Genomic DNA, 20,545 nt, shown 5'->3' on the forward strand with positions numbered 1-20,545 from the left:
CCATCTGCTCTGGGCGGGCACCAATTTGGCGCCCTGCCGCCCGGCATTTCTGCCTTTCGGTGACCCTCGGCCAGAAAGCGCGCGCAAACCCTGCGAAAATACGCGCCTATGTTTACCGGCATCATCACCGGCGTGGGGCGTATCGCCGACCTCCACGCTCAGGGCAGCTCTTTGGACCACGGCAAGCGACTCACGATCGAGGCGCCGCCGGGCTACCTCGACGACGTGGGCCTGGGCGACAGCATTGCGCACAACGGTGCCTGCATGACCGTGACCACGCTGGACGCACCCAACCACCGCTACACCATCGATGTGTCGGCCGAATCGCTGGCCTGCACGGCGGGCCTGGCCACCGTGGGCAACCGCGTCAACCTGGAAAAGGCCTTGCGCGGCAACGACCGGCTGGGCGGCCACATCGTTTCTGGTCATGTGGACGGCATCGGTACCGTGACGCGCTTCGCCCGGGTCGGCGAAAGCTGGGAACTGCGGGTGATGGCGCCGCCCGAGCTCGGCAAATACCTGGCCTACAAGGGCTCCATCACCGTCAACGGCGTGAGCCTCACGGTGAACCAGATTCAAGACAGCGCCGCCGGCTGCGAGTTCAGCATCAACCTCATTCCCCACACGGTGGAAAACACCGCGCTCGGCCAGTTGGCCGATGGCAGTCAGGTCAACCTCGAAATCGACACCGTGGCGCGTTACGTGGAACGCATGCTCAGCGCCTCCAGCACCCCACACAAGGACCCTTCAGCATGAACGCCCCCGAAACCCTGGCGCCCGTGGCCATCTCCCCGGTGGAAGACATCGTCGCCGACATGCGCGCCGGTCGCATCGTGATCCTCGTCGATGAAGAAGACCGTGAAAACGAAGGCGACCTCGTGCTCGCCGCCGACCACGTGACGCCCGAAGCGATCAACTTCATGGCCCGCTACGGCCGCGGCCTGATCTGCCTCACGCTCACGCGCGAGCGCTGCGAACAGCTCAAGCTCCCGCCCATGGTCGTGCGCAACGGCGATAAAAAAGGCACGGCGTTCACGGTATCGATCGAGGCCGCCGAGGGCGTGACCACCGGCATTTCGGCGGCCGACCGCTCGCGTACCGTGCAAGCCGCCGTGGCACCCAAAGCCCAGGCCGACGATCTGGTGCAGCCCGGCCACATCTTTCCGCTGCAGGCCGTTGAGGGCGGCGTGCTCATGCGCGCGGGCCACACCGAAGCCGGTTGTGACCTCGCCGCCATGGCCGGCTGCTCACCCGCCTCGGTGATCTGCGAAATCATGAAGGACGACGGCACCATGGCCCGCCTGCCGGACCTGCAGCTGTTCGCGGCCGAACACGGTCTGAAGATCGGCACCATCGCCGACCTGATCGAACACCGCAGCCGCAACGAGAGCCTGGTGCAGAAGCTCGGCACCCGCAGCCTCAACACCGCCTTCGGCGAATTCACCGCCCACGCCTTCCGCGACGGCCCCAGCGGTGCCCTGCACCTCGCATTGGTCAAGGGCCAGTGGGTGCCCGACCAGAGTGTGGCCGTGCGCGTGCACGAGCCGCTGTCCGTGCTGGACGCGCTGGAAGTGGGCCGCTCCATGCACAGTTGGAGCCTCGAAGCCAGCCTGCGCCACATCTCCGAATCCGGCGCAGGCGTCGCCGTGCTGCTCAACTGCGGAGAGACGGCCGCGCAATTGCTGGCCCAGTTCGAAGGCACGGCCCGCTCGGCCCAGGCCCCTGAACGCGGCCGCATGGACCTGCGCACCTACGGTGTGGGCGCGCAGATCCTGCGCGAATGTGGCGTGCACAAGATGCAGCTCATGGGCAACCCGCGCCGCATGCCCAGCATGACCGGCTACGGCCTCGAAATCACCGGATACCTCAGTCGCAACGCCTGAACTTCCTCACACACAACCAGAAAGAAGCTCCCCATGTTCGGCGCAGACAAAGGCACCCCCAACCCGCTCGATGGCAAGAAGCTCGCCATCGGGATCGTGCAGGCCCGCTTCAACGAAGGCATCACCGATGCGCTCTTCAACGCCTGCCACGCCGAGTTGCTGGCGCTGGGCGTGCAAGAGAAAAACATCACCCATGTGAAGGTGCCCGGCGCGCTCGAAGTGCCCGTGGCCCTGCAGGCACTGGCCGAGCGCGACGACTTCGACGCCCTGATTGCCCTGGGCTGCATCATCCGCGGCGAGACCTACCACTTCGAACTCGTGGCCAACGAATCCGGCTCGGCCGTGACGCGCCTGGCCCTGGACTACCAGGTCCCGATCGCCAACGCCATCCTCACCACCGAGAACCTGGAGCAGGCGGTCGCCCGCCAGGAAGAAAAAGGCCGTGACGCGGCACGCGTGGCCATCGAAATGGCCCACCTGCTGGAAGACATCGGCTGACATGAACGACACCACCTCGACCACCACCAGCGCGCCCAAGGCGCGCAAGGCCGCCGACAAATCGGCCCGCACCCGCGCCCGCGAGTTCGCCCTGCAGGCGCTCTACCAGCACATGGTGGGCCGCAACGAGGCCAGCGACATCGATGCCTTCACACGCGACCTCTCCGGCTTCCACAAGGCCGACAGCGTGCATTACGACGCCCTGCTCCACGGCTGCGTGGCCCAGGCCGACGCGCTCGACACGCTGATCACGCCCCTGCTCGATCGCCCGCTGGTCGAACTCTCGCCCATCGAGCGCGGCGTGCTCTGGATCGGCGCCTACGAGCTCCAGCACTGCCTCGACGTGCCCTGGCGCGTGGTCATCAACGAGTGCATCGAGCTGGCCAAGTCCTTTGGTGGCACCGACGGCCACAAATACGTCAACGGCGTGCTGCACCAGCTCGCCGCCCAGCTGCGACCGGCCGAGATCGCCGCCGCTCCGAGCAAGGCGCCAGCGCGCAAGCCATCGGGCCAGCGCAGCGACGGCGCCGACGAAGCCTGAGACCGGGACACCAGCCACAGCATGCGGATTTCCCAACGCGCCCAGCGGGTCGAGCCCTTTTACGTGATGGAGCTGGCCAAAGCCGCGGCCGACATGGCCGCCGGAGCCCGGCCCGGTGACCGGCCGATGATCACGCTCAACATCGGAGAACCCGACTTCACCGCGCCGCCCTTGGTGCAAGCCGCCGCCGAGCGCGCCATCCGCGACGGCCGCAGCCAGTACACCGCGGCCACCGGCCTGCCCGCCTTGCGCCACGCCATCAGCGGCTGGTACGCAACGCGCTTCGGGCTGGACATCGATCCGGGCCGCATCGTGATCACCGCGGGCGCCTCGGCGGCGCTGCAACTGGCCTGCCTGGCGCTCATCGAGGCCGGCGACGAAGTGCTCATGCCGGACCCGAGCTACCCCTGCAACCGCCAGTTCGTGCAGGCGGCCGAGGGCAAGGCGGTGCTCATTCCTTCCGGCCCGGCCGAGCGCTTCCAGCTCAGCGCGGCCCATGTGGAAGCGGCCTGGACACCGGCCACACGCGGCGTGCTGCTCGCCTCGCCGTCCAACCCCACCGGCACCAGCATCGCGCGCGACGAGCTGGAACGCATCGCCCGTTTCGTGCGCGAGCGCAGCGGCGTGACCCTGGTCGACGAAATCTACCTCGGGCTGAGTTATGAAGATGCCTACGGCCACAGCGCGCTCGGGCTGCCCGATGGTCTGGGCGACGAGGTCATCAGCATCAACAGCTTCTCGAAATACTTCAACATGACCGGCTGGCGCCTGGGCTGGCTGGTGCTGCCGCCCGCGCTGGTGCCCGTGGTGGAGCGGCTGGCGCAAAACCTGTTCATCTGTGCCAGCACCATCGCGCAACACGCGGCGCTGGCCTGCTTCGAGCCGGAGAGCCTGGCGGAATACGAGCGCCGCCGCGCCGAGTTCAAGGCCCGGCGCGACTATTTCATCCCCGAACTCAACCGCCTCGGCCTCACGGTGCCGGTCATGCCCGACGGCGCGTTCTACGCCTGGGCCGATGTGAGCGGTCCGTGCGAGCGCTGGGGCATCCCGCCGCAGGGTGCACGCGCTGACGAAGGCGGCAGCTGGGCACTGGCCTTCGAACTGATGAAACGCTGCCAGCTGGCCACCACACCCGGCCGCGATTTCGGCAACGCGGACCCCGGGCGCTACCTGCGGTTTTCCACCGCCAATTCGATGGCACAGTTGCGTGAAGCGGTGGCCCGGCTGGAGGCGGCCCTGTGAACGGGACGCAAGTCGAAGCCCCGGCCCGGCCGCCGGGCCGCCCCAAGGCGGGGCCAGCCCCCTTGGGGGGCAGCGAACCACACGCAGTGGGGAGTGTGGGGGCCATATTTCAATGGCCAGTCCGCGTGTACTGGGAGGACACCGACGCCGGCGGCATCGTGTTCTACGCCAACTACCTGAAGTTCTTCGAGCGCGCCCGCACCGAGTGGCTGCGTGGTTTGGGCATCCAGCAGCAACGCCTGCGCGAAGAAGCGGGTGGCATGTTTGTCGTGACCGACACCCAGGTGCGCTACCTGCGGCCGGCCCGGCTGGACGATTTGCTTTTGGTTACCGCCCGTGTGCTGGAAGTCGGCAAGGCCTCCCTCACAATCAGGCAGTCTGCGCTCCTGAAAGCGCAGCAGGTTGGTGAAACCGATGTGCTGCTCTGTGAAGGCAGCATCCGCATCGGCTGGGTGAATACCGCTACCATGCGACCCCAGCGCATCCCCACCGCGGTGCTGGATGTCATGGCCCTGCCGGGCAGCCCGAACACCTGAACCTTTCTCCTTCCAACCACTCCGAACGACATGACCCAAGAACTCTCCATCGTCCAGTTGCTGCTCAACGCGAGCTGGGTGGTCCAGGCCGTGGTGCTGTTGCTGGTGGTGGTGTCCATCATCAGCTGGGCCGCCATCTTCCGCAAAGTCTTTGCGCTCAAGCGGGTGAACGCGCACAACGAAGATTTTGAACGCGAGTTCTGGTCCGGTGCCAACCTCAACGACCTCTACGCCGCCGCCGCCCAGAGCGCACGCCACGGCGGCCCGCTGGAACGCATCTTCGCCAGCGGCATGCGCGAATACCAGAAACTGCGCGAACGCCACATCACCGACAACGGCACCCTGCTCGACGGCGCCCGCCGCGCCATGCGCGCGAGCTTCCAGCGCGAGCTCGACGTGATGGAAGCCAATCTCTCCTTCCTCGGTACGGTCGGCTCCGTGGCGCCCTATGTCGGCCTGTTTGGCACCGTCTGGGGCATCATGCACGCCTTCACCGGCCTGGCCGCCCTCGCCCAGGTGACGCTGGCCAGCGTGGCGCCCGGCATCGCCGAAGCCCTGGTCGCCACCGCCATCGGCCTGTTCGCCGCCATCCCCGCGGTGGTGGCCTACAACCGCTTCGCCCACGACATCGACCGCGCGGCCAGCCGCATGGAAACGTTCATGGAAGAGTTCTCCAACATCCTGCAGCGCAACCTGGGCAACCAGTCTGCCTCCGGACACTGACATGGCGACGTCGTCCCGTCGCCCACGGCGCACCAAGAACGAGATCAACATGGTCCCGTTCATCGACGTCATGCTCGTGCTGCTGATCATCTTCATGGTCACGGCGCCACTGATCTCGCCGAGCCAGATCGATCTGCCCAGCGTCGGTCAGGCCAACGCGCAACCCAAGGATTTCGTGCAGGTCATCATCGACAAGGACGAGGGCATCGAGGTGCGCGAGGGCCTGTCCAACAAAGACGGTCGCAGCATCAAGATGACGCAACTCGCCGACGAAGTGCGCAAGCTGCAGGCGGCGTCAGAAGGTGGTGAAGCCGACAAGGTCCCCGTGGTCATCAGCGCCGACAAGGGCATCAAGTACGAGACCGTGGTCAAGGCGATGGACACCCTGCAGCGCGCGGGTGTCCAACGTGTCGGCCTGTCGGTCCAGACCACGCGCTGACCCGCCCCGCCATGCAGATCACCGCCGACACCCACGACCTCAAGCCACCTCGTCCGGGCCGCTGGCTGGGCCCTGTCGGGCTGGCGTTGCTGGCGCATGCCCTGCTCATGGGCGCGCTCACCTGGGGCGTGCACTGGAAGGACGAACCGCTGGTGTCGTTCGAGGCCGAACTCTGGTCCGCCGTGCCGCGCGAAGCCGCACCGCGCGCGGTGCAGCCCCCCCCTCCTCCGCCGCCACCACCGGAACCCGAGAAACGGCCCGAACCCAAACCCGAACCGCGCCCGGCACCGCCGCCGCCGCCAGCGGTGAAAGAGGCCGACATCGCCACCGCCCAGGCCAAGAAGAAAGCCGAGGCCGAGAAGCGGGAAGAGGCGAAAAAGATCGAGGCCAAGCGCAAGGCCGAGGCGCAGGAAAAAGAAAAAGAGGCGAAGAAGGAAGCCGCCGAGAAGCTCGCTGCCGAAAAAAAGGCCCGAGAGAAAAAACTGGCTGACCAGAAAGCGGAGAAGGCCGAAAGGGCCAGAGAGGTCGCAGAAGAGAAGTTGCGCGACCAGCTCCGTCGCGAACAGGTGGCCCGCATGATGGGTCAGGTCGGGGCCAGTGGCAACCCTGATGCGCGCGGTTCTGCGGCCCGATCAAGCGGCCCGTCGTCGGGCTACGGCAACCGGGTGCGTGAACGCATCCGTCCCAACATCCGCATCTCTCAAGAGCTCCCCCGGAATCTGCTGACCGAGATTGAGGTTCGGACCTTGGCCGATGGCACCATCTCCTCGCGTCGCGTGGTGAAAAGCAGTGGCAATCCCGCCTGGGACGATGCTGCCCTGCGCGCCATCGACCGCACCGGCAGCCTGCCCCGCGACACCGATGGGACGGTGCCATCGCCGATGATCGTGGAGATGCGCCCGCTGGACTGAGCGCCTCTGCCCGCGCTCCGCGCAACGGTTCAGGACACCCAGCATCGAGGGGTTCCAGCCACCTGGGCCTCAATCTGCTGTTTGCCTTTCAAGGGTGCGCGCCACCGGCCTCGACCATGGGCCCGCGGATGTACTGCCTCATGCGGGTGCACTTTCGCCAGGTCGCAATGTGATGACAGTGGTTGTGGAGGCGGCCCGCACCTTGACCGGGTGGTTGAACCGGGCCCGGTCCAACCGGGTGTTCATGGCCTCGAAATGCCGGGGCAGGAAGCGGCTCTTCTTGCCCATCTCGGCACCCAGATCGGGCAGGACGCGGATCTCGAACGGATCGGTGCCGTTGATGACGGCCACCGGATGGACGGGGCGCCCCTCCTGAAGCCGGACCGGAACCACCGCGGCAAGCTGCGGCGCAGCTTCCGTGAACAGCGAGCAACTGGGGTCGCAAAACGAGGCATCGGCCGCGTGCCAGCGCCCGCCGAGCCGGGCCGCTGCGAAGTGGTGTTTCACACGGGCGCCCATCTGTGCGCGCCAGCCGTCGGGCATGAGCGCACCCAGGGTCCCCATGTCGAGCGGGGCCTCGACAAACCCCGCCTCGATGCCCACCGCGCGCATCAGCGCCACCTGCAGGTTGGCCTTGGCGGTGCACACGCCGCTGCCCCGCGCCAGGGTGTCCGACGCCAGCTCCTGCCGGAGGCCAAACCGGTAGGGCATGGACCGCACGAAACGGAGGATGGTCTCTGCGGTATCGGCTGGCGTGGTGCGCTCCAGCGATTGCGCCAGCTGGCGGATCGTTGGGTGTCCGTGATCGCACAGGGTTTTCGGGTCGGGCAAGTCATCGGGAAAGCGGGCGCCGAGCTCGGACCGATCGACCGCCAAGAGGGCCTCGGCCCAGGCGCTGCGCAGGTGCTGAGCCGCAGCCGACCGCCAGATCGCCTGGGTGGCGTCGAGACTCCAGACCAAGGTGTCGGTGTCCAGAGCCTGCCGCGCCGGGCCCCGGGCGGCGAAGTGGTTACCCGGCCCCCACCAGTCCCCGCCACCGGCCAGCCGCCCGGCGAGCACCAGGTGCACCGGGCACCCACCGTGGTTCGGCAGCGTCTGCCCCGGCTGGAGCCGCTGCACGGAGCCCAGGTTGAAGAGATGGCTGGTGCGGAGCCCCAAATGCAGACCCAGCGGTGAATCGCCAAACAAAGACAACAGAACAGCCCGCGGCGGCAGCCCCGATGGTTGCGACATGATGTTTCCTCCCTGACCAATCTGACCACCTTGTGAGGCGGCTCTGGAAGCCATTCTTCCATCGGACGGGAAAGCCGCCATGCAAACATTGCTGGCGCGCGCAAAACCCGGACGGACCGGGCGAAGCGGACCCGCTCAGTCAGCGGCTGGCGTGGCTCCGACGCCCGCGAGCACGTCCTGCAGCACGCGCTGGAGTTCGGCCGCATCCACCGGCTTGTGCAGCACGGCGGCAAACAGCGAAGTCACCAGCTCGGGGGCGATCTCGTTGACATGACCGCTCATCAGCACGATGGGTGGGGGTGACGTGGTGGCGCGGATGCGCTGCGCCAGCCCCACGCCATCGAGGCGTGGCATGGACTGGTCGGTCAGCACCACATCCCAGCGCTTGCCGGTCTGCACGAACTGCGCCCAGCCTTCTTCCCCGTCGCGCGAGCGGGTCACGTTCCAGCCCTTGCGCTCCAGCAGCGCGCTCCAGGCGTGGCGCACCAACTGGTCGTCGTCCACAAACAGGAGCTGGCGTCCCAGACCGGGCCCCCCGCCTGGCGCTGTGACCGGATCGACCGTTGCATCGCGCCGGCTGGCGGGCAGGTAAAGATGGAAGCAGGCGCCCCCGTCGGTTTCGTTGCGCAGCCCGAGGCCGCCGTGGTGGCGCACCACGATGCCCTGGGCCACCGACAGGCCCAGCCCGGTGCCACGCCCCTTGGCCTTGGTGGTGAAAAACGGTTCGAACACCCGGTCCAGGTGCTCGGGTGCCACGCCAGCGCCGTGGTCGCGCACGGTCAGCACCAGGTAGTGACCGGGCTCCAGCCCGGCCGCGCCAGGCGGCACGGCCTGCGCCGGGGACAGCGGCAGGTCCAGGGCATCCAGCGTGAGTTCGATACGGCCCTTGCCCTGCATGGCGTCGGCGGCGTTGATCAACAGGTTCACCAGCACCTGCTGCAGCTGCGTGGGGTCGGCATCGACCTCGTCGTCGTCCACCCGGTAGTCCACCACCAGTTCGCAATCGCGCGTCAGGCCCGAACCCACCATCTGCCGGGTTTCCTCGATCAGGTTGGTCCAGTGCAGGCGCCGCAGCTTGGGCGGAGTCTGGCGGCCAAAAGCCAGCAGCTGGCGCATCAGGCCATCGGCATAGCGCGTCGCTTTCAGGGCCTGCTGCAAGGCTTCGTGGCTGGGGTGCTGGGTGTCCGGCAAGTCCTCGACCGCCAGCCTGACCCAACCGGTGATCGCGGCCAGCGAGTTGTTGAAATCGTGGGCGATGCCCCCGGTGAGGCGCCCCAGCGCCTCGGTTTTCTGGCTCTGCATCAGCTGCATCTGCAGCGCTTCCTGCCGTTCGTGGGCGCTGCGCTGCACCTCGGCATCGTGCCGCACGCGCAGCAGCAGTCCGTTGACCCCATTCGCCAGCTGGGCCAGTTCGTCATCCCCTTGCACACGCACCAGCCCCGAGGCACTGGGCCCGTGCTCGGTGATGCCCTTCAGGTCGGCGTGCAAGCGCTGCAGGCGCTGCAACATCAGGTGGTCCAGCAGCAGCACCAGCAGTGCACTGGCCAGCAGGCCCGCCACGGCGGCCAGACCCATGCCACTCCAGGCCAGCGCTTCACCTTGCTGCTGCAGCCGCCGGTCCAGCCCCAGCACCAGTTCGGCCACAGGGCGGCCGAGGTGGTCGCGCAACACGGCGTGCAACTCGTCGAGCGTGTCATCCACCGGCTCGACGTGAACGTCCTGCCCGTCATGACCGGGGTTGGCGAACGACAGGCGCGTCGGCATCATCAACACCTCGGCAAAGCCCGCCAGCTCACGTTCCTCGAAACGGCGCACCATGGCGATGGCACCCTGCGGTTTCTGGCCTTCCAGCCCCGGCAGGTGCACCGCGGCCACCACCACCAGATCCAGCTGGTCATCTGTCACCCGCAGGGTTTGCAGCGCGTCCTTGGGGTTGCTGGACGCCAGGACCGGTGCGGCGAGTTCGGCCAGGGGGGCGACGCGCTCGGGCAACACGCTGGCCAGTTCGCCCTCGCCACGCCGGGCGACGGTGGCCAGTACCTTGCCCTGCGCATCGAACACCACCACCTCGGCGATGCGGAGGTAGCCCATGTTTTCGACATCGAAGTTGTCCGACATGAAGCCAGCGTCCTTGCCCTGCACGTAGTCGACGGCATCACTCCAGAACGCATAGTCGCGGGCGGTGGCGCTCAGGGACTGGAGCTGCTGGTTGAGGACGCGACGGGCGCGCTCGCCCTCGCGCGCGGCACGATCGGCTTCCAGATGTTTGAAAGAATCCCCGACGAAGTAGCGCGCTCCGAGCATGGCGCTCGAAGCGCACAGTCCGACGACGACCAGGACCAGCGCCCAGGCTTTGTGTTGCAGTTTCATGGCTATCCGAATCATCGGCGCCGTTGACGGCAACTGAAGCGACAAACCCGGTGCGGGCGTGACGGGCTGCGCAGAATGACCACCCGTTACCACCTCCACACGCGAATCCGGGGTCAATCGAACACGATCTCGGCGCGCCGCTCGTGCGCCTGGGCCATCCAGCTCGCCAGCGCCGCATCGGTCGGAAAGAACAGCGCCCGGTCGTCCAGCTGCAGTTCACACTGCGCGCCCGCGCGCTGCAGCGCCAGCCGCACCGGCAGGCCGCGCAACAGCTCGCCCTGATCGGTCAGCTCACGCTTGGGCGGGAATTCGCGCACCAGCGTGGCGACGGCAGGCGCCGTGCCGTTCACCGCCACGCGCAGGAACTTGCCGAAGCGGCAGCGTGCTGCGGCCAGGTCCCAGATCTGCTGGATCTTCAGCCGCAGGCCACCCGAAAAACGGTCCGGCTGGGCCACGGCCTGCACCACGATGAGTTCGTCGTCCTTCAGCAGGTTGCGGTGCAGGTTGATCAGGTTCTCGTCGGCGCTGACTTCCAGCACCGCCGTCTTGTCGTCGATCTTGAACAGCGCGAGCTTGCCGCGTTGTCCGTTGATGATCCGGAAGTCGGTCACGATGCCGGCCAGGATCACCGGGTCGCGGCTCTCCTTCACATCGCCCAGCTCGGTGCGCGCGAAGCGCCGCACCTCGCGCTGCACCTCGTCGAACAGATGGCCGGAGAAATAGAAGCCGAGGGCGGTCTTCTCCAGCGTCAGACGCTCTTTCACGCCCCAGGGCATGGTGGACACCAGGTCGGGCTCCTGCGTGCTGGAGCCGTGGTCGTCCTCGCCCATCATGTCGAACAGGCCGCCCTGGTTGGCGTTGGCCACGCTGGCGGCGGCGAAGTCGAACGCCACCTCCACCGAGGCCAGCACCTCGGCCCGGTTCAGGTGCAGCGAGTCGAAGGCACCGGCCTTGATCAGGGCTTCCACCGTGCGCTTGTTCAGGCGCTGGCGGTCCACGCGGCGGCAGAAATCGAACAGACTCTTGAACGGGCCGGTCTCGGCGCCGTTGGGGCCTTCACCGCGGCCTTCGCGCGCCGCCACGATGGCGTCGATGGCCTGCTGGCCCGTGCCCTTGATGGCGCCCAGGCCGTAGCGGATGGACTTGTCGGTGATGGGCTCGAAGCGGTGGAACCCGCGGTTCACATCGGGCGCCTCGAAGCTGATGCCCATCTTCTTCGCGTCTTCCCACAACACCTTGAGCTTGTCGGTGTCGTCCATTTCCACCGTCATGTTGGCGCAGAAGAACTCGGCGGTGTAGTGCACCTTGAGCCAGCCGGTGTGGTACGCCAGCAGCGAGTAGGCGGCGGCGTGCGACTTGTTGAAGCCGTAGCCCGCGAACTTCTCCATCAGGTCAAAAACCTCGTCGGCCTTTTCCTGGGAGATGCCGTTCTTCGCCGCACCGGCGCGGAAGATCGCGCGGTGTTCGGCCATCTCCTCGGCCTTTTTCTTGCCCATCGCGCGGCGCAGCATGTCGGCGCCGCCGAGCGAATAACCGCCCAGGATCTGCGCGGTCTGCATCACCTGCTCCTGGTAGACCATGATGCCGTAGGTCTCGCTCAGCATCTCGGCCACCAGCGGGTGCGGGTACTCGATCACCTCGCGCCCGTGCTTGCGCGCCACGAAGCTGGGGATCAGGTCCATCGGGCCCGGGCGGTAGAGCGCGTTCAGGGCGATCAGGTCTTCCAGACGGCTGGGCTTGGCGTCTTTCAGCATGCCCTGCATGCCGCGGCTTTCAAACTGGAACACGGCTTCGGTCTGACCGCGCGAGAACAGCGCATACACGCGCTGGTCGTCCAGTGGAATGTCTTCGAAGCGGAAGTTCTCCTGGCCCTTGTGGCGCTTCATGATGAACTCGCGCGCGATCTCCAGGATGGTCAGCGTGGCCAGGCCCAGAAAGTCGAACTTCACCAGGCCGATGGCCTCCACGTCGTCCTTGTCGTACTGGCTCACGGCCGAGTCGCTGCCCGGCTGCATGTAGAGCGGGCAGAAGTCGGTCAGCTTGCCCGGCGCGATCAGCACACCGCCGGCGTGCATGCCGATGTTGCGCGTCATGCCTTCGAGTTTCTGCGCCAGCTCGATGAGCGTCTTGACGTCGTCTTCCTTCTGGATGCGCTCGGCCAGCACCGGCTCCATCTCGATCGCGTAGTTGTTCTTGTCGCCCTCCACCTTGGGGTTGGGCGGGTACTGCAGCGTGACCGACATGCCCGGCTTGTTGGGGATCAGCTTGGAAATGCCGTCGCAGAAGCCGTAGGAGAAATCGAGCACCCGGCCGACGTCGCGGATGGCCGCGCGCGCGGCCATGGTGCCGAAGGTGGCGATCTGGCTCACGGCGTCCTTGCCGTAGCGGTCCTTCACGTAGTCGATCACGCGGTCGCGATTCGACTGGCAGAAGTCGATGTCGAAGTCGGGCATGGACACCCGCTCCGGGTTCAGGAAGCGCTCGAACAGCAGGTTGTACTGCAGCGGGTCGAGATCGGTGATCAGCAGCGCGTAGGCCACCAGCGAGCCGGCACCGGAGCCCCGGCCCGGACCCACCGGGCAGCCGTTTTCTTTCGCCCACTTGATGAAGTCCGACACGATCAGGAAGTAGCCCGGGAAGCCCATCTTCAGGATGGTGTTGAGTTCGAACTCCAGGCGCTCCACGTAGCGCGCGCGCACGGCTTCGCGCTTGGCCTCGTCGGGAAAGAGGTGCTTCAGCCGCCCCTCCAGCCCCTCGTACGAGACGTGGCGGAAATAGTCTTCCACGGACATGATCACGCCATCCACCGGCGGGATCGGGAAGTTGGGCAGCTGCGGTTTGCCCAGCACCAGCGTGAGGCTGCAGCGCTTGGCGATCTCCAGCGTGTTGGTCACGGCGCTGGGGATGTCGGCGAACAGCGCTTCCATCTGCGCCGCACTCTTGAAGTACTGCTCACGCGTGAAGCGGCGCACGCGCCGGTTGTTGCCCAGGATCTCGCCGTCAGAAATGCAGACGCGCGCTTCGTGCGCCTCGTAGTCGTCGGGCTCCAGGAACTGCACCGGGTGCGTGGCCACCACCGGCAGGTGCAGCCGGGCCGCCAGCTGCACGGCGGCCGTCACATGGCGTTCGTCGTCCACACGGCCGGCGCGCTGCAGTTCGATGTAGAAGCGGTGCGTGAACAGGCCGGCGAGCTTCAGGGCCACGTCGGCGGCACGGTTCGCATCGCCCTGGATCAGCGCCTGCCCGACCGGCCCGGCCTGTGCGCCCGAGAGCATCAGCAGACCACCGTTGAGTTCTTCCAGCCATTCGCGCTGGACCAGCGCCCCGCCCCGGCCGTCGCTGCGCGTCCAGGCGCGCGCCAGCAGCTCGCTCAGGTTCAGGTAGCCCTGTTTGTCCTGCACCAGCAGGATCACGCGCGGCGCGGCCGGCTGGTGGCTGCCGGGCATGGCGTTTGGCGTTTCTTCGGTGAAGCCCTGCAGCATCACCTCGGCGCCCAGCAAGGGCTTCACGCCCTCGCCGCGAGCGGCCTTGTAGAACTTGACCGCACCAAACAGGTTGCTCAGGTCGGTGATCGCCAGCGCGGGCTGGCCATCGGCGGCCGCGGCGGCGACCACGTCGTCGATGCGGTTGGTGCCGTCAACGACGGAGAACTCGGTGTGCAGGCGAAGGTGGATGAACATCGGTCTAACTTGTCTCGGGGTGGGTCGGCGGGCGAAGCTCAAAGCGCCTTCAAGGCGCTTTGTCCGAACGCTGGGCCTTCCAGGCGCGCACGGCGTCGGCCATGGTGGCCCGCTTCTCTTCGGGCAAGGCGCGGCGGCGCCAGAGGTATTCGCCCACGAACATCAGCGCGATCAACGGTCCACCCAGCAGGTTGGCAAAGAGGGACCAGGCCGCCACCGGCGCGAACAGGAACAGCAGCGTGGAAATCAGCGCCATGCCGGCAAAGAAAACGCACCAGGCCAGGGTGACCTGGCGGGTGTAGGCGGCCTGCGCGGGCGAGAGCACGCCGCCGTGCACGCGCCGCGCCATCTGGGTCACCAGCGACTCCTCCGGTCCCTTCAGGGTGCGCCCGAAAAAGACCGACAGCAAAAGATAGACGCCCAGATGCTCCACGTAGTAGAGCAGCGCCACCTGGCCCTTGAGGAACGGCCACGACACGACCAGCCCCGTCAGCACCGCGGCCCCGGCCAATGCCCCCAGCCAGCGCGAGGGCAGACGCCACAGGCCCAGTGCCAGCGCCATGCTCATGGGCGTCAGCGCCAGTGCCGCCCCCCAGCCGGAAGACTCGTTGCCGGTGCTCGTGTAGTGCGCTGTCACCGCCCAGACCACGGTCAGCAGGGCCACGCCGATGCCGCGAACCCAGTTCCACACCATCGACGTGCCGCCGCCCACCCCTGGGCGCCCAGGCCCAGCCCCACTGGCCACCACGTCGGGCAGCAGGACTTCAACGGTATCGGACGGATGGGATGACATCGGGAGGGAGCGTTCGGTCGTGGGGTGGGGCGCGTCCCGACAGCTTGGGCGCACCGTGCGGGTGCCGGGGCTGCACTTGAAGGCACCGCGACAAGCCCGGAAGGATGAAGCTTCGATTTTAACGAGTCCCCCGCTCGGCCTGCCAAAACGCCGCAGCAATAGCGGTGAGCTTTTGAGGCGATACTCCTGCGATGGGAAACACACCGCCACTTCACGACGTCGTCATCCTCGGTGGTGGTCTGGCCGGGCTCACGCTGGCCATGCAATTGAAACGGCGCGAACCGGACATCAACATCCTGGTGCTGGAGCGGCGCGCCCACCCGGTTCCCGAGGCCATCCACAAGATCGGCGAATCGTCCGTCGAAATCGGCGCGCACTACTTCGACAAGGTGCTCGGCCTCGGCGAACACCTCAGGGAACGGCAGTTGCGCAAGTTCGGCTTCCGCTTCTTCTTCTCCGAAGGTCGGCGCGACATCGACCAGGTCACCGAAATCGGGGCCAGCCGCCACCTCTCGGTGCCCAGTTACCAGATCGATCGCGGAATTTTCGAGAACTTCCTCGCGATCGAAGCCCAGGAACGGGGCGTCCGTTTTGTCGAAACCGCCATGGTGCGGCAGGTCGAACTGACCAACGGTGAACCGGATTCCCCTGCGACCCATCAGGTGGTTTACGAACACCAGGGCGCACAGCACACCGTCAACGCACGCTGGATCGTGGACGCCTGTGGCCGGGCTGGCTTGCTCAAGCGCAAGCTCAACCTGGCCGAGCTCAACGACCACCCGGCCCACGCGGTCTGGTTCCGCATCAAGGACCGCATCCACATCGACGGCTGGAGCGACAACACCGCCTGGCGCGAGCGCTGCGACCCCCAGGCACGTTGGCTCTCGACCAACCACCTGGTGGGCGCCGGCTACTGGGTCTGGCTCATCCCGCTGTCGTCCGGTTCGCACTCGGTCGGCATCGTGGCCGACCCGGCGATCCACCCACTCGCCACCATGGACACGTTCGACAAGGCCATGACCTGGCTGGAACAGTACCAGCCCCTGCTGTTCGACGAACTGGACCCCAAGCGGGACCTGCTGCAGGACTTCGCCTTCTTCAAGCGCTTCTCCTACGGCTGCAAACAGGTATTTTCGGCCGACCGCTGGGCCCTCACCGGCGAAGCCGGCCTGTTCCTCGACCCGTTCTACTCGCCGGGCAGCGACTTCATCGCCATCAGCAACACCTACGTCACCGAACTGATCGCCATGGACCGGCGCGGCGAACGGCTGGGCGCGCGCGCGCAGATCTTTGACCAGCTGTTCCATTCGTTCTACGACAGCACCATGGTGCTGTACCAGGACCAGTACCCGCTGTTTGGTGACCCGGAGGTGCTGCCGGTCAAGGTGATCTGGGACTACACCTATTACTGGGGCGTGCTGGCCCAGTTCTTCTTCCACCAGCGCCTGACCGACCTCTCGTCGCTCGCCGCTTTGCGCAGCGAACTGGCCGAGTGCCAGCAAATCAACGTGCTGGTGCAGGCGTTCCTGCGCCAGTGGTCGCTGGTGAGCCAGAAGCGCAACCCGGCGGTGATGCTCGACCAGGCCGAGATACCCTGGTTCGCGGAACTCAACCGCAGCCTGAACGACGATCTGGACACCGAAGGCTTCCTGGCGCGCATCCGCGAATCCCACCTCCGCCTGAAACAGCTGGCTTGCGAGATCATCCTGCGGGCCCAGACCGACCATCCGGACCTCCAGGCCGGCGAACTGACCGCGTTGCTGCCGGCGACCGCTGACGCGGGATCGTTATCGAACAGCGCCCGCATGCTGCCCGAAACCGTCTTCTGAAGCTCCGGACCCCGCCTCATCGCGGTGGACCCGCCGCCCGCTGTTCGCCAGGGCGGAAAGACTATCATTCGGGGCTTCCAGCCGCCCATCAACGCTGTCCGCCCGTCGGCATTTCAAAGTCACATCCCATGAATCCAAAGGCCCAGGGGGAACCAGGCCCCACCTGCGACGTGCTCGTGATCGGCGGCGGCCCCGCCGGCTCGACCGTGGCCAGCTTGCTGGCCGAAAAGGGGCACCACGTGGTGGTGCTTGAAAAAGCCCACCACCCCCGCTTCCACATCGGCGAATCGCTGCTGCCGGCCAACCTGCCGCTGTTCGAAAAGATGGGCATCGCCGATCAGATCAAGGCGATCGGCATGCACAAGCCCGGCGCCGAGTTCGTGTCGCCCGATCACGATTGCACACAGACGTTTCATTTTGCCGATGCCTGGGACAAGTCCATGCCCAGCGCCTACCAGGTCCGGCGCGCGGACTTCGACGACATCCTGTTCCGCCACGCCGCCGCCAAGGGCGCTCGGGTGCACGAAGGCGTCAAGGTCACGAAGGTGGATTTCCTGGCCGAAGGCGGCGCCGACATCACGGCGCGCTGCGACGATGGCCAGGAGATGCAATGGCGCGCGCGCTTCGTGATCGACGCCTCGGGGCGCGACACCTTCCTCGCCAACCGCTTCAAGATCAAGCAGCGCAACCCGCACCACAACAGCTCGGCCGTGTACGCGCACTTTGACGGCGCACAACGGCGCGAAGGTGCCGATGAAGGCAACATCACCATCTTCTGGTTTGCCCACGGCTGGTTCTGGTTCATTCCCCTCACCAACGGCACCACCAGCATCGGCATGGTGACCTGGCCGTACCACATGAAGACGCGCGGGCAGCGCAGCCTGCAGCAGTTCATGATGGACAACATCGCCACCTGCGAACCGCTCGTCGAACGCCTCAAGGACGCCCGCCAGGTCAGCCCCGCGGAGGCCACCGGCAATTTCTCCTACGTCTCGCAGAGCAACCACGGCCCCAGCTACCTGATGCTGGGCGATGCCTACGCCTTCATCGACCCGGTGTTCTCGTCCGGTGTCTGGCTGGCCATGCACAGCGCCGTGGTGGGCGCGGACACCGTCGACACCTGCCTGCGCGAACCGCAGCGGGCCGGTGCAGCGCTCAAACGCTTCGACCGTGTCATGCGCCACGGGCCCCGGGAATTCTCCTGGTTCATCTACCGGGTCACCAATCCCATCATGCGCGACTTCCTCATGGGTCCCCGGAACGTGCTGCGGGTCAAGGAAGCGATCCTGTCGGTGCTCGCGGGCGACGTGTTCGGCAAGACGCCGATCTGGCGCTCGATCCTCGTCTTCAAGGCGATGTACTACACCGCCAACATCCTGCAGCCCAAACGCGCGTTCATGGCCTGGCAACGGCGCCGTTTCAACATCCGCAAGGTGGACGACCCCGCCCTGTACAACGCATGAGCTTCCCACACCGCCGCCCTGCATGGCCTTCCCTCCGGCAGGTTGCCGCCTGCGCCTTGCTGCTGTGCGGCGCCGGCCAGACCGCTCAGGCTGCCGAAGAAAAACCGCTGTGGGAAGCCGGTATCGGCGTGGCCACGGTCAGCTTCCCCGCCTACCGGGGGTCTGACCAGCGCCACCAATTTCTGCTGCCCACACCCTACTTCGTCTACCGCGGCGAGTTCCTGAAGGCCGATCGCGACGGCGTGCGTGCGCAATTGTTCGACTCGGACCGCGCGGAGCTGACCTTCTCGGCCGCGCTCTCGCCGCCGGCCTCCAGCGACGACATCCGCGCGCGCGCCGGCATGCCGGACCTGAAGACCAACTTCGAACTCGGACCCCAGCTGAACCTGTCCCTGTGGCGCACGGACGACCGCAACCGCGAGCTCAAGCTGCTGCTGCCCCTGCGTGCCGCTTTCACGCTGGAAAAACAGTCCCGAAGCCTGGGCTGGGTGCTGCACCCCAAGCTCAACCTGGACATCAGCGACCTCGCCGGCTTTCCCGGCTGGAACCTGGGGCTGCAGCTCGGCCCCCTGTTCGGCGACCGCAAGCAGCACGGCTACTTCTATGGCGTCGACGCGGCCTACGCCACCGCTGATCGCCAGGCCTACGCGGCCGGTGGCGGGTTCGCGGGCATGCAGGCCATCGTGGGCGTGTCCAAGCGCTACCCCAAACACTGGGTCGGTGCCTTCCTGCGCTACGACAACCTGAACGGAGCACGCTTCGTGGACAGCCCCCTGGTGCGCACCCGGAACTACGTCGCCGCGGGTGTGGCGGTGTCCTGGATCCTGGGTGAATCGACGACGCGCGTCCTGGTTGATGAGTGAGCGCCGCCCACCGAACGGTCCGCTGTGGACGCTGTATGAGCATGTCGCCATGGTCATCGGCCTGGGCAGCCTGGCCGCGCTGTGCCTGGCCTGGCTGCCGTTCGCCATGCTGCTGCACCCGCTGCTGCCACGCACGGTCGGCCAGCGCCTCGGCCGCCGCGTCATCAAGGGGGGTTTCCACTTCTACCTGCGCCTGCTCAGCGGCTTGTGCTCGTGCCGTTTTGACCTGAGCGAACTGGACACGCTGCGCGACCAGGGGCCGCTGATCATCGCCGCCAACCACCCCTCCCTGCTCGACGCGGTGCTGATCGTCTCACGACTGCCCAACGTGGTCTGCGTCATGAAAGCGGCCCTGATGCTGCACCCTTTGTTCGGGTCGGCAGCGCGGCTGGCGCGCTACATCCGCAACGACGGCATGCTGCAGATCGTGCAGCAAAGTCGGGAAACGCTGCAGACCGGCGCGCAGGTGCTGATCTTCCCCGAAGGCACACGCACCAAGGCCTTTCCGCTGGACCCGCTGACCCCGACGCTGGGACTGATTGCCCGGCGCTCGGGAGCCCCGGTGCAGACGGTGTTCCTGGAGTTTTCGACCCCCTACCTCGGCAAGGCCTGGCCCCTGTTCCGCAAGCCCACGCTGCCGCTGCACTGCCGCGCCCGACTCGGTCGCCGGTTCGATGCGCCCACCGACCACTCTGCCTTCACCCAGACCCTGGAAGCCTACTTCCGGCAAGAATTGACGCCCCCCGTGCCAACCGCCACCCATGCCTGAGACCACGCCCGCCCCATCGACCACCCACCTGGTCCTGATCCCCAGCTACAACCCCGGACCGCAGGTGCTGGAAACGGTGCGCCAGGCGCGCGCGCAATGGACGCCCGTCTGGGTGGTGGTGGATGGCAGCACCGATGGCACCGACCGCAGTCTGCAGGCGCTGGCCCAAGGCGACGAGGGCCTGCGCATCATCGTGCTGCCGGAAAACCGCGGCAAGGGATCGGCCGTGCTCGAAGGCATCGGCCTGGCCGCCCAGGCCGGCTTCACGCACGCGCTCACCATGGACTCCGACGGCCAGCACCCGGCGGACCTGATCCCCACTTTCATGGCCGCTTCGTTGAAGGCGCCCCAGGCCATGGTGCTGGGCAAGCCGGTGTTCGGCCCCGAGGCCCCTGCCCTGCGCGTCAACGGCCGCAAGGTGTCCAACGGCTGGGCGAACCTGGAAACGCTGTGGATGGGCATCGGCGACTCGCTTTACGGTTTCCGCGTCTACCCCATCGCGCCGCTGTCCCGGATCATGCAAGCCAATCCTTTCATGCGGCGTTTCGACTTTGATCCGGAAGCGGTGGTGCGGCTGTGCTGGGCCGGCGTGCGGCCGATCAACATCGACGCGCCCGTGCGCTACCTCAGCGCCGAAGAAGGCGGCGTCTCGCATTTCAAATACCTGCGCGACAACACCCTGCTCACCTGGATGCACACCCGCCTCTTTCTGGGCTTTGTGGTGCGCCTGCCATTGCTGATCTGGCGCCGTCTGCGTGCCTCCGGAGACTGA

The 20,545-nt window shown here is 66.8% G+C and carries 18 protein-coding genes; 14 read left to right on the top strand and 4 right to left on the bottom strand.

The window, feature by feature from the left end; all coding sequences use genetic code 11:
* The first annotated feature begins 108 nt into the window (after positions 1-108).
* The 9 genes from F3K02_RS09445 (at position 109) to tolA (ending at position 6,773) form a co-directional block, all read left to right on the top strand.
* Entirely contained in the window at positions 109-756 is a 648-nt protein-coding gene (locus F3K02_RS09445; protein WP_177135304.1) for a riboflavin synthase, read from the top strand.
* Positions 753-1,883 (top strand): bifunctional 3,4-dihydroxy-2-butanone-4-phosphate synthase/GTP cyclohydrolase II, encoded by a 1,131-nt coding sequence (gene ribBA, locus F3K02_RS09450; RefSeq protein ID WP_177135305.1) that lies wholly within the window; start codon positions 753-755, stop codon positions 1,881-1,883. Before F3K02_RS09445 ends, ribBA begins: the two co-directional genes overlap by 4 nt.
* A 33-nt stretch (positions 1,884-1,916) precedes the next feature.
* Positions 1,917-2,381, top strand: coding sequence for a 6,7-dimethyl-8-ribityllumazine synthase (gene ribH, locus F3K02_RS09455; RefSeq protein ID WP_177135306.1), 465 nt, complete (start codon positions 1,917-1,919; stop codon positions 2,379-2,381).
* Between the two features lies 1 nt (position 2,382).
* Positions 2,383-2,922, top strand: a complete 540-nt coding sequence (gene nusB / locus F3K02_RS09460; RefSeq protein WP_177135307.1) for a transcription antitermination factor NusB — start codon at positions 2,383-2,385, stop codon at positions 2,920-2,922.
* 21 nt (positions 2,923-2,943) lie between these two features.
* Positions 2,944-4,164, top strand: coding sequence for a pyridoxal phosphate-dependent aminotransferase (locus tag F3K02_RS09465; RefSeq protein WP_177135308.1), 1,221 nt, complete (start codon positions 2,944-2,946; stop codon positions 4,162-4,164).
* 104 nt (positions 4,165-4,268) lie between these two features.
* Positions 4,269-4,700 (top strand): tol-pal system-associated acyl-CoA thioesterase, encoded by a 432-nt coding sequence (gene ybgC, locus F3K02_RS09470; RefSeq protein WP_177135445.1) that lies wholly within the window; start codon positions 4,269-4,271, stop codon positions 4,698-4,700.
* A 30-nt stretch (positions 4,701-4,730) separates the two neighbouring features.
* Positions 4,731-5,423 (top strand): protein TolQ, encoded by a 693-nt coding sequence (tolQ, locus tag F3K02_RS09475; RefSeq protein WP_177135309.1) that lies wholly within the window; start codon positions 4,731-4,733, stop codon positions 5,421-5,423.
* Between the two features lies 1 nt (position 5,424).
* Complete coding sequence (locus tag F3K02_RS09480) at positions 5,425-5,862, top strand: ExbD/TolR family protein (protein WP_177135310.1); 438 nt, start codon at positions 5,425-5,427, stop codon at positions 5,860-5,862.
* 11 nt (positions 5,863-5,873) lie between these two features.
* A complete protein-coding gene (gene tolA, locus F3K02_RS09485; RefSeq protein ID WP_177135311.1) occupies positions 5,874-6,773 on the top strand; it encodes a cell envelope integrity protein TolA in 900 nt (299 codons plus the stop codon).
* Positions 6,774-6,911: 138 nt separating this feature from the next.
* Here tolA and F3K02_RS09490 read toward each other — a convergent pair whose 3' ends face one another.
* The 4 genes from F3K02_RS09490 to F3K02_RS09505 all read right to left on the bottom strand — a co-directional run bounded on the left by F3K02_RS09490 (position 6,912) and on the right by F3K02_RS09505 (position 14,849).
* Positions 6,912-8,006 carry a transglutaminase-like domain-containing protein gene (locus F3K02_RS09490; RefSeq protein ID WP_177135312.1) on the bottom strand — a complete coding sequence of 365 codons (1,095 nt, stop codon included), beginning with the start codon at positions 8,004-8,006 and terminating at the stop codon, positions 6,912-6,914.
* Positions 8,007-8,141: 135 nt separating this feature from the next.
* Positions 8,142-10,376 carry an ATP-binding protein gene (locus F3K02_RS09495; protein ID WP_177135313.1) on the bottom strand — a complete coding sequence of 745 codons (2,235 nt, stop codon included), beginning with the start codon at positions 10,374-10,376 and terminating at the stop codon, positions 8,142-8,144.
* 113 nt (positions 10,377-10,489) lie between these two features.
* Positions 10,490-14,056, bottom strand: coding sequence for a DNA polymerase III subunit alpha (gene dnaE / locus F3K02_RS09500; protein ID WP_177135314.1), 3,567 nt, complete (start codon positions 14,054-14,056; stop codon positions 10,490-10,492).
* A 49-nt stretch (positions 14,057-14,105) separates the two neighbouring features.
* Positions 14,106-14,849 (bottom strand): COG4648 family protein, encoded by a 744-nt coding sequence (locus tag F3K02_RS09505; protein ID WP_177135315.1) that lies wholly within the window; start codon positions 14,847-14,849, stop codon positions 14,106-14,108.
* Positions 14,850-15,040: 191 nt separating this feature from the next.
* On the opposite strand from F3K02_RS09505, the gene F3K02_RS09510 reads away from it, so the two are divergent.
* The 5 genes from F3K02_RS09510 to F3K02_RS09530 all read left to right on the top strand — a co-directional run bounded on the left by F3K02_RS09510 (position 15,041) and on the right by F3K02_RS09530 (position 20,545).
* The gene (locus tag F3K02_RS09510; protein ID WP_177135316.1) at positions 15,041-16,678 is read left to right on the top strand and encodes an NAD(P)/FAD-dependent oxidoreductase; all 1,638 of its coding nucleotides are present in this window, start codon (positions 15,041-15,043) and stop codon (positions 16,676-16,678) included.
* A 128-nt stretch (positions 16,679-16,806) separates the two neighbouring features.
* Entirely contained in the window at positions 16,807-18,141 is a 1,335-nt protein-coding gene (locus tag F3K02_RS09515; RefSeq protein ID WP_177135317.1) for an NAD(P)/FAD-dependent oxidoreductase, read from the top strand.
* On the top strand, positions 18,138-19,004 hold the full coding sequence (locus F3K02_RS09520; RefSeq protein WP_177135318.1) for a MipA/OmpV family protein: 867 nt from the start codon (positions 18,138-18,140) through the stop codon (positions 19,002-19,004). Before F3K02_RS09515 ends, F3K02_RS09520 begins: the two co-directional genes overlap by 4 nt.
* Positions 18,997-19,773, top strand: coding sequence for a lysophospholipid acyltransferase family protein (locus F3K02_RS09525; RefSeq protein WP_177135319.1), 777 nt, complete (start codon positions 18,997-18,999; stop codon positions 19,771-19,773). Before F3K02_RS09520 ends, F3K02_RS09525 begins: the two co-directional genes overlap by 8 nt.
* Positions 19,766-20,545 carry a glycosyltransferase family 2 protein gene (locus tag F3K02_RS09530; protein ID WP_177135320.1) on the top strand — a complete coding sequence of 260 codons (780 nt, stop codon included), beginning with the start codon at positions 19,766-19,768 and terminating at the stop codon, positions 20,543-20,545. Before F3K02_RS09525 ends, F3K02_RS09530 begins: the two co-directional genes overlap by 8 nt.

The sequence above is a fragment of the Hydrogenophaga aromaticivorans genome (genome assembly GCF_013387465.1).
Classification (GTDB): domain Bacteria; phylum Pseudomonadota; class Gammaproteobacteria; order Burkholderiales; family Burkholderiaceae_C; genus Hydrogenophaga; species Hydrogenophaga aromaticivorans.